Origin of the sequence: Pigmentiphaga sp. (assembly GCF_019689535.1) — a bacterium.
In the GTDB taxonomy this organism is placed as follows: Bacteria; Pseudomonadota; Gammaproteobacteria; order Burkholderiales; family Burkholderiaceae_B; genus Pigmentiphaga.
The window spans coordinates 1-8329 of sequence record NZ_JADGHH010000160.1 but is presented as its reverse complement, the minus strand read 5'-3'; the positions used below and the strand labels follow the sequence as shown (position 1 = coordinate 8329).

Sequence of the window (8329 nt, the reverse complement as noted above, 5' to 3'; positions counted from 1 at the left end):
GCAGAATTCATGCAGACGCGGCGATGGCCGTCTTGTTCGGGATGGATCAATGCGCCCGCCGGGCGCGCGCCCGGGCCAGCGCGGCCTGCAGTATGGCACGTTTGCGTTCGGCCGCTTCGTCGGCGCCGGTGGCTGCCGCAGCGGAGGCTGCGGGGGCGAGCGGGGAAGCGCCTTGGAGTTGGGACTTGGCGCGCAGCCGTTCTTGGTCCTCGAGGCTTTCGCGGGCGAGCCTCTCCTGCCGGCGCCGATGGCGCAGCCTCGCGGCGTCGGCGTCTTGCCGCGTCCAGGTGCGCCCGCCGGGAGCGGGCTCCATCACGATGCAGTCCACAGGACACGGAGCCACGCACAGGTCGCAGCCCGTGCACAGCTCGGGCAGCACCGTATGCATGGCCTTGTTGGCGCCCACGATGGCGTCCACCGGACAGGCCCGGATGCAGAGCGTGCAGCCTATGCAGTGCTGTTCGTCGATGCGCGCCACCCTCAGCGGTTCGTGCCTCCCGCGCGTTTCGTCCAGCGGCAACACCGGCCGTTGCAAAAGGGCGGCGAGCTTGACGATGCCTTCGTCGCCGCCGGGCGGACAACGATTGATGGATGCTTCGCCGCGCACGATGGCTTCGGCGTATGGGCGGCATCCCTCGTAGCCGCACTTGGTGCATTGCGTCTGGGGCAGTTCCGCGTCGACCAGGTCAACCAGGCTCACGGGCGTCCTCGTCAGGCGGGATGGCTGTGCTGGCGAATGAAGGCGGCAATCTGGGGGCAAATCATCTCGCGCCAGCGCCTTCCCGAGAAAATGCCGTAGTGGCCGCAACGTGGCGCCGTGAAGTGACGCTTGCGTTCGGCCGGAATGCCGCTGCACAGGTCGTGCGCGGCCCGGGTCTGGCCGGAGCCGGAAATGTCGTCCAGCTCGCCTTCGATGGTGAAGAGCGCGACCGATTCGATGTCTGCCGGCTTGACAAGCTTGCCCTGCACTTTCCAGACCCCGCGCGGAAGCTGGAACTCTTGGAACACGATGCGTATGGTGTCCAGATAGTACTCGGCCGGCATGTCCAGCACGGCGTTGTATTCGTCGTAGAAGCGGCGATGCGCCTCGGCGTCCTCTTCATCCCCGCGCACCAGGTCGAGGTAGAAATCGTAGTGGGATTTCAGGTGCCGGTCGGGATTCATGCTCACGAAGCCGGCATGCTGGAGGAAGCCCGGATATACCTGGCGACCGGCCCCGGGAAAGCGCGGCGGCACGCGGTGGATGAGGTTCGTCTCGAACCAGGAGTAGGGTTTGGTCGTCGCCAGGTTGTTCACTTGCGTGGGCGACTTGCGCGGGTCGATGGGGCCGCCCATCATGACCATGCTGCGCGGCAGCTTGGGATCGCCTTCCGAGGCCATGAGCGACACCGCGGCGAGCACGGGGACGGTAGGCTGACAGACGGAAATCACGTGGACGTCCGGCCCCAGCTGGCGGATGAAATCCCGGATGTAGTCCACGTAGTCGGCCAAGTGGAACGGGCCGGCAGAGACCGGCACCATGCGGGCATCTATCCAGTCCGTGACGTAGACGTCGTGCGCGGGAAGCAGGGCGCGCACGGTGTCGCGCAGCAGCGTCGCGTGGTGGCCGGAGAGCGGCGCCACCAGCAGTACGGTCGGATCGGGCTTGCGCCTGGCGGGCTTGCGGCCGGCCGGGGTGCGCACGAAATGCACGAGGTTGCAGAATGGACGCGCAGCGGCGATCTCTTCGGTGACGACGGCGTCGGCGCCGTCCATGGTCGTGGACGTGAGCCCCCAGGCCGGCTTTTCGTAGTCCTTGCCCAGCCGGTACAGCAGTTCGTAGCCCGCCGCAAGGCGCCGGGACATCGGCGTATAGGCGAGGGGGCTGTACGGATTAGAGAAAAGCTGTGCCGTCGCGTCCGCAAAGTGCGCGAAAGGGGTGAGCAGCGCCCGCTGCCATTCATGCAATTGATACAGCATCTTGGCTCCAGACCTGGGTGCAAACGATCGTTGCCGTCAAACGATTATATTGCATTGCACAATCCGCGCGGTTCGCGGCCTGGGGAGGGAGGCGAAGCTACCCCTACCAGTAATTCTCGACCGCCAGGTTCCCCGGCTTGCCCCGCCGGGAGGTGCCGAAACCGCGTTCGGCCAGCAGCTTGCGCAGGTCCGAGACCATGTCGGGGTTGCCGCAGAGCATGACGCGCGAGCGTGCCGGATCCAGCGTCACGCCGGCGCGCCTTTCCAGCTCGCCGTTGGCTATCAGCGTCGTGATGCGGTCGCTCATCGCGCCTTCCACCTTTTCGCGCGTGACCGATGGCAGGTAGATGAGCTTGTCCGGCCGCCCGCGGCAAAAGTCGCCAAAAACCTCGTGGTTGCGCAGGCCTTCGATGACGTCGCGATACACCAATTCCTGCGGCGTGCGCACGCTGTGCACTACGATCAGATGATCGTATGTTTCCCAGACCTCCAGGTCCTGCAGGACAGAGACGAAAGGCGCCAGTCCCGTTCCCGATGCCAGCATCCACAAGTCCTTGCCGGCAGGGAAGGCCGCCGTGGTCAGGAAGCCGAAGCTCGTTTTGTCGACGTAGATGCGGTCGCCTTCGCGCAGGTGCTCGAGCGCGCTGGTGAACTCGCCGCCCGGCACGACGATGGAAAAAAACTCGAGGAAGTCGTCGTAAGGCGCCGATACGATGGAATAGGCCCGCCAGACGATGCGCTGCCCGGATCCGTCCTCGGCGTCAGGGTCCTGCCGTTCTATGCCCAGGCGGGCGAACTGCCCCGGCGCGAAACGAAAGCCTGGCGATCGTGTCGTACGGAAAGAGAAGAGCTTGTGCGGGACCCAGGTCTTGACCCAGGTGACGGTTTCGACGGTGTATTTTTCAGCGGTCATTATTTCCTGGGCGTCCCCGGCCGGGGCCGCCAGCGCCGGCCAGCCGCCCCGGAGGCGGCCCTGAAAACTGGAATGACGATGCGTCGGCGCGAAAACGGGTCGTTATCGCTCCAGCAGCGCCAGCTTGCCCGTCTTGTCCTTCCACTCGTCGGCGTCGGGCAGCGGCTCTTTGGTACGGGTGATGCTGGGCCAGGTTTGCGCCAGCTCGGCGTTGAGCTGGATGAAGTGGACTTGGTCGGCAGGTACGTCTTCTTCGGCCATGATGGCGTTGGCCGGGCATTCGGGGATGCAGACGGCGCAATCGATGCACTCGTCGGGGTCGATCACCAGAAAGTTAGGGCCTTCGCGAAAGCAGTCGACCGGGCAGACGTCCACGCAATCGGTGTATTTGCATTTGATGCAGTTCTCGGTGACGACGTGAGTCATAGGCTGCTCCAGGGCGGGCTGGAATAAAGTTTAGGTCAAGCCCATCATTTTACCGGACTGGGAGAATCCGGCCGGCATACCCCTTGCGGTGCCATGGATGGAGCGCGCTTCGGGCGCCCGGCCGCGGCCGGGCCGGCATGCGGGTAAACCCATGCTTGTGCTATTTTCTTCAGTTACGCAAAAAGGCATCACTGGAGACCGTACGATGCGATCCACCCTGACCGCGCTGCGCAAGAAACTCGCCGCAGGCCGCAAGATTTCCATGCTGACGTGTTACGACGCCGGTTTCGCCAAGGTAATGGAGGATGCCGAGGTCGATTGCATCCTGGTCGGCGACACCTTGGGCATGGTCGTGCAGGGGCGGGACTCCACGTTGCCGGTCCAGCTGCAGGATGTGGCCTACCACGTTTCATGCGTGGCCCGGGGTACGCGGCGGCCGTTCCTGTTGGCCGACATGCCGTTCGGCACGTACCAGGAAAGTCCGCAGCAGGCGCTGCGCAATGCCGTGACGCTGCTGCAGGCCGGGGCGCAAATGGTCAAGATCGAAGGCGGGGCGGAACTCGCGCCCACGATCGAGCTGCTCGTGCGCAGCGGCGTCCCCGTCTGCGGCCACATCGGCCTGCTGCCCTCGCACGTGCATGCGCTGGGCGGCTATCGCGTGCAGGGCAAGGAAGACGCCGAGGCCAGGCGCATCGTGGCCGACGCCAAGGCGGTCGAGGCCGCGGGCGCGGCAATGATGGTGATTGAGGCAGTGCCCGATCCGGTGGCGCGCCAAGTGTGCGAGGCGGTGGACCTGATCACCATCGGCATCGGTGCCTCGGCCGCGTGTTCCGGACAGGTGCTCGTCATGCACGACATGCTGGGGCTGACCTCGACGCCCGCCAAGTTCGTCAAGAACTACATGGTGAACGCCCCGGCCGGCGGGGATGCGGTGCTGCAGGCGTTCCGCCGCTATGTCACGGAAGTCGAGAGCGGCGCATTTCCCGGGCCCGAGCACGTTTACGGCATGTCCGGAGGCAATCTCGGCACGCCCTATGGCAACCAGAGTGGTCCGCAGTCATGATCATCACGTCTTTGCTGGATACCGACCTCTATAAGTTCACCATGATGCAGGTGGTCCTGCATCATTTCCCCGCGGCGCAGGTCGAGTACAAGTACAAGTGCCGCACGCCGGGGATAGACCTGCATCCGTATGTGGACGAGATCCGCGAAGAAATCGATGCGCTGTGCGAGCTGCGCTTCACCGAGGAGGAGCTCGCCTACCTGGGCAGCCTGAGGTTCATCAAGAGCGATTTCGTCGACTTCCTCGGGCTGTTCCGCCTGCCCAGGCGCTGCATATCGGTCTCCAAGGCGCAGGCGCCGGGCGAGCTCGACATCGTGGTCCGGGGGCCGTGGCTGCACACGATCCTGTTCGAAATCCCGGTGCTGGCCATCATCAACGAGGTCTATTTCCGCAACAACCACCTCGTCCCGGCCTATGCTGAGGGGCGGCAGCGCCTCATGAGCAAAGTGGAGATGGTGCGCAGCGATCCGGAGCTGCACGATTTCCACGTTGCCGACTACGGAACCCGCCGGCGCTTTTCCAAGGCCTGGCACGAAGAAGTCGTCATCACGCTCAAAGAGCAGATGCCGGAGAATTTTGCGGGAACCAGCAACGTCTACCTCGCCATGAAGCACGGGCTGACGCCGCTGGGCACCATGGCGCACGAGTATCTGCAAGCCTGCCAGGCGCTGGGGCCGCGCCTGCGCGATTCGCAGATCTACGGTTTCGAGGTCTGGGCACGCGAGTATCGCGGCGACCTGGGCATCGCGCTGTCCGACGTTTACGGAATGAACGCGTTCCTGCGCGATTTCGACATGTACTTCTGCAAGCTGTTCGACGGCGCGCGCCACGACTCCGGCGATCCCTTCATTTGGGGGGAACGCCTGATCGAACACTATAAGCAGAACCGGGTCGATCCCCGCACCAAGACGCTGGTGTTCTCCGACGGCCTGACCTTTCCGTTGGCCATCAAACTGGCCAAGCACTTCAAGGGGCGCTGCAACACTGCCTTCGGCATCGGCACCAACTTGACCAACGACCTCAGTTACCAGCCGCTGCAGGTCGTCATGAAAATGGTCAAGTGCAACGGGCAACCGGTGGCCAAGGTGTCCGACACGCCGGAGAAGACCATGTGCGAGGACAAGGCCTATCTGGCCTACCTGCGGCAGGTGTTCGAGATCCCGCCGGAGCAGACGGAGGGCGGGGACGACTGATCCCGCCTAGACGCCCAGGTAGCGGCTGAGCGTTTCCGGCCGGCGCCGCAGGTCCTCGGCCAGCCCTTCCTGCACCACGCGCCCTTTTTCCAGCACCATCAGGCGGTCCGCATTGGCCATGACCATCCGGTAGTTGCGGTCCACGACGAGGGCCGCCAGGCCGGTGCGCCGGATCTCGCCGATGACGCGCCAGATCTCGGCCACGATCAGGGGCGCGAGGCCTTCGGTCGCTTCGTCCAGGATGATCGCTGCGGGGTTGGTCATCAGCGCGCGGCCGATGGAGAGCATCTGCTGCTCCCCCCCTGAAAGCTGCCAGCCCAGGTTGCCCAGCCTTTCGGTGAGCCGGGGAAAGGTCGCGAGCACGCGGTCCAGCGTCCACTCGGCGCGCCCGTCCGTGCCCCGGCGCGCGGCCATGACCAGGTTTTCCTTCACCGTCAGGTTGGGGAAGATGCCGCGTCCTTCGGGTACGTAGGCGATGCCGACCTGGGCGGCTTCGTAAGGTTTGCCGCGCGACAAGTCGCGGCCTCCGATCACGATCTGGCCTTCGCGCTCCCTGACGTGGCCGAGCAGGGTACGGATCAACGTGGACTTACCCATGCCGTTGCGGCCCAGCAGGCCGAGGGTTTCGCCGCGTCCCAGCCGAAAGTCGATGCCGTGCAGAATGTGGCTGCTACCATACCACGCGTGGATCCCGCGGGCGTCGATGAGCGTTTCCATCCCTTGCTTCCTCGCGTCGCTCAATGGGCTGCGCCCAGGTAGGCTTCCTGGACGTCCGGATTGTTGCGGACCTCGGCCGGCAGGCCGGTGGCGATGGGGCTGCCGTTGACCATGACGGTGATGTCGTCGGCCACGGCGAAGACCGCGTCCATGTCGTGCTCCACCAGCAGGATGGCGTGGCCTTTCCTCAGCCGGCGCAGTAGCTCCAGCATGCGCTCGGATTCCTCCGCGCCCATGCCGGCGAGCGGTTCGTCGAGCAGCAGCACCGTCGGCGAGGTCGCCAGGCACATGGCGACTTCCAGCTGGCGCTTTTGGCCGTGCGAGAGGCTGGCGGCGGGCTTGTCTGCCAGGGCCGAGAGCCCCGTGCGCTCCATCGCGTCGTCGGCGCGCTCCTGGCTGGCCTTGCACGCCTGCGCCGATTCCCAGATCCGCCAGGGCCGCTGGGCGCGCGCCTGCGCGGCGAGGCGGCAGTTTTCACGTACCGTCAGTGGCAGGAAGATGGTATTGCGCTGGTAGCTGCGGCCTATGCCCGCCTGGGCGCGGCGCGGCTGCGACCAATTCGTGATGTCGCGGCCGTGCAGGCTGATCCAGCCAGAGGTGGGCGCAAGCTCTCCCGAGAGCAGGTGGATGAGCGTCGATTTGCCCGCGCCGTTGGTGCCGATCACGGCATGGATGCGATCGGGCGCGAGGGCGAGGGAAACATTGTCGATGGCTTTGAGCGCGCCGAAATGGCGGCTCAGCCCGTGGGCTTGGAGCACTGCCGTCATGTCGTCTGTTCCGTAGCCGTGGCGCGCGGCGACGCGAGGTCGTCGCCCACCGGGTGGGTTGGGATGCGAGGCGAGGCGGGGCGCGCGCGGCCGCGGCGGGGCAGGCGCAGGCCCGAGAAGCCTCCGGCCAGGCCTTGCGGCATCCACGCCACGGCCAGGATGATGAACCCGCCCATCAGCAGCTGCCAGTGCTTGGTGAGGTCCTGGAACCATTCGGCCAGCAGCACGAAGGTGGCGGCGCCGGCCACGGCGCCCGCCATGCTGCCCAACCCGCCGAGGATGATCATCAGGAGCGCGTTGCCGGACTGGTGCCAGGACACGAGCTCCGGATTGACGTAGCCATGCTGGGTGGCGTAGAGAAAGCCCGCCAGCCCAGCGAGGGCGCCGCCCAGGGTGAAGCTGGCGAGCTTGTAGGCAAACGTATCGAAGCCGGCTGCCCGCATGCGAGGCTCGTTGTGCCGGATGCCGACCAGCGCGTGGCCGAGCCGCGAGCGCAATACCAGCCCGATTACACCCAGCGTGAGCGCCAGGCCGAGCAGCGTGAGCCAGTAGACGTGGGAGGCTTGGTCAAGGTCGACGAGGCGCAGGCTCCCCAGCTCGAACGCCGGCTTGTTGTAGATATACGTGCCGTCGCTGCCGCCGAATATCTCGACGTCGTGGAACACGAAGTACACCAGCTGGCCGAAGGCCAGGGTGACCATGATGAAATAGATGCCGCGCGTGCGCATCACCAGGAAACCGATGATGAACGCGAGCAGCGCCGCACAGGCGATCGCTGCCAGGAGCAGCAGCCAGCCGTTGCCGGCCTCGTAGCGCGGCGTGAGCATCGCGACGGCGTAGGCGGCGGCGCCGAAATAGGCGGCGTGGCCCAGGCTGATCAGGCCGGTGTAGCCCGCCAGCAGCTGAAGGCTGGCGGCGAAGATCGCCATGATCAGCACTTTGGTGCCGAGTTCGATGTGGAACGGCGTGCCGATTGGCTCGGGCAGCACCGGCAGCAGCGCCAGCAGTCCCAGCACGACGATCCAGGCAAGCAGGGGAGGGACTTTCATTCCGTATTCCAATGTGTCGCAGGCAGCTCCGGCACGGCGGGCCGCGCCAGGGATCAAGTACCTTGTTTGAACAAACCCTCTGGGCGCCATAACAGGATGGCGGCCATGAGGACATAGATCAGCGCGCCGGCGGCCTGCTGCCAGAACACCTTGCCGAAGGTGTCGACGAAGCCGATCAGCAGCGACGCGACCAGCGCTCCCTTGATCGAGCCGATGCCGCCGATGACCACGACGACGAAACA

General features: G+C 65.5%; 9 protein-coding genes and 1 pseudogene. 2 read left to right on the top strand and 8 right to left on the bottom strand.

What is annotated here, in order from left to right:
• Window positions 1-46: 46 nt before the first annotated feature.
• From rsxB to fdxA, 4 genes are all read right to left on the bottom strand, one after another.
• The gene (rsxB, locus tag IRZ12_RS13335; RefSeq protein ID WP_296469234.1) at window positions 47-700 is read right to left on the bottom strand and encodes an electron transport complex subunit RsxB; all 654 of its coding nucleotides are present in this window, start codon (window positions 698-700) and stop codon (window positions 47-49) included.
• Window positions 701-711: 11 nt separating this feature from the next.
• Complete coding sequence (locus IRZ12_RS13330; RefSeq protein WP_296469233.1) at window positions 712-1959, bottom strand: polyhydroxyalkanoate depolymerase; 1248 nt, start codon at window positions 1957-1959, stop codon at window positions 712-714.
• A gap of 103 nt (window positions 1960-2062) precedes the next feature.
• The gene (locus IRZ12_RS13325) at window positions 2063-2872 is read right to left on the bottom strand and encodes a ferredoxin--NADP reductase (protein ID WP_296469231.1); all 810 of its coding nucleotides are present in this window, start codon (window positions 2870-2872) and stop codon (window positions 2063-2065) included.
• A gap of 102 nt (window positions 2873-2974) precedes the next feature.
• Entirely contained in the window at window positions 2975-3298 is a 324-nt protein-coding gene (gene fdxA / locus IRZ12_RS13320) for a ferredoxin FdxA (RefSeq protein ID WP_296469229.1), read from the bottom strand.
• Window positions 3299-3503: 205 nt separating this feature from the next.
• On the opposite strand from fdxA, the gene panB reads away from it, so the two are divergent.
• Complete coding sequence (panB, locus tag IRZ12_RS13315; RefSeq protein ID WP_296469227.1) at window positions 3504-4361, top strand: 3-methyl-2-oxobutanoate hydroxymethyltransferase; 858 nt, start codon at window positions 3504-3506, stop codon at window positions 4359-4361.
• Window positions 4358-5554: a nicotinate phosphoribosyltransferase gene (gene pncB / locus IRZ12_RS13310; protein ID WP_296469225.1), complete on the top strand. Its 1197-nt coding sequence runs from the start codon at window positions 4358-4360 to the stop codon at window positions 5552-5554. The genes panB and pncB overlap by 4 nt, the downstream gene beginning before the upstream one ends.
• Before the next feature lie 6 nt (window positions 5555-5560).
• Here pncB and IRZ12_RS13305 read toward each other — a convergent pair whose 3' ends face one another.
• The 4 genes and pseudogenes from IRZ12_RS13305 to IRZ12_RS13290 all read right to left on the bottom strand — a co-directional run.
• Window positions 5561-6271 (bottom strand): ABC transporter ATP-binding protein, encoded by a 711-nt coding sequence (locus tag IRZ12_RS13305; protein ID WP_296469223.1) that lies wholly within the window; start codon window positions 6269-6271, stop codon window positions 5561-5563.
• A 20-nt stretch (window positions 6272-6291) separates the two neighbouring features.
• Window positions 6292-7038 (bottom strand): ABC transporter ATP-binding protein, encoded by a 747-nt coding sequence (locus IRZ12_RS13300; protein WP_296469221.1) that lies wholly within the window; start codon window positions 7036-7038, stop codon window positions 6292-6294.
• Window positions 7035-8087, bottom strand: coding sequence for a branched-chain amino acid ABC transporter permease (locus IRZ12_RS13295; protein ID WP_296469219.1), 1053 nt, complete (start codon window positions 8085-8087; stop codon window positions 7035-7037). The genes IRZ12_RS13300 and IRZ12_RS13295 overlap by 4 nt, the downstream gene beginning before the upstream one ends.
• A 53-nt stretch (window positions 8088-8140) precedes the next feature.
• Window positions 8141-8329: pseudogene (locus IRZ12_RS13290) on the bottom strand (branched-chain amino acid ABC transporter permease); the annotation flags it as partial.

What these genes read in the sequence shown, in the direction of transcription:
- IRZ12_RS13330 (WP_296469233.1), bottom strand. Translation starts at nt 1,959, where the DNA reads ATGCTGTATCAATTGCATGAATGGCAGCGGGCGCTGCTCACCCCTTTC.
- IRZ12_RS13325 (WP_296469231.1), bottom strand. Translation starts at nt 2,872, where the DNA reads ATGACCGCTGAAAAATACACCGTCGAAACCGTCACCTGGGTCAAGACC.
- fdxA (WP_296469229.1), bottom strand. Translation starts at nt 3,298, where the DNA reads ATGACTCACGTCGTCACCGAGAACTGCATCAAATGCAAATACACCGAT.
- panB (WP_296469227.1), top strand. Translation starts at nt 3,504, where the DNA reads ATGCGATCCACCCTGACCGCGCTGCGCAAGAAACTCGCCGCAGGCCGC.
- pncB (WP_296469225.1), top strand. Translation starts at nt 4,358, where the DNA reads ATGATCATCACGTCTTTGCTGGATACCGACCTCTATAAGTTCACCATG.
- IRZ12_RS13305 (WP_296469223.1), bottom strand. Translation starts at nt 6,271, where the DNA reads ATGGAAACGCTCATCGACGCCCGCGGGATCCACGCGTGGTATGGTAGC.
- IRZ12_RS13300 (WP_296469221.1), bottom strand. Translation starts at nt 7,038, where the DNA reads ATGACGGCAGTGCTCCAAGCCCACGGGCTGAGCCGCCATTTCGGCGCG.
- IRZ12_RS13295 (WP_296469219.1), bottom strand. Translation starts at nt 8,087, where the DNA reads ATGAAAGTCCCTCCCCTGCTTGCCTGGATCGTCGTGCTGGGACTGCTG.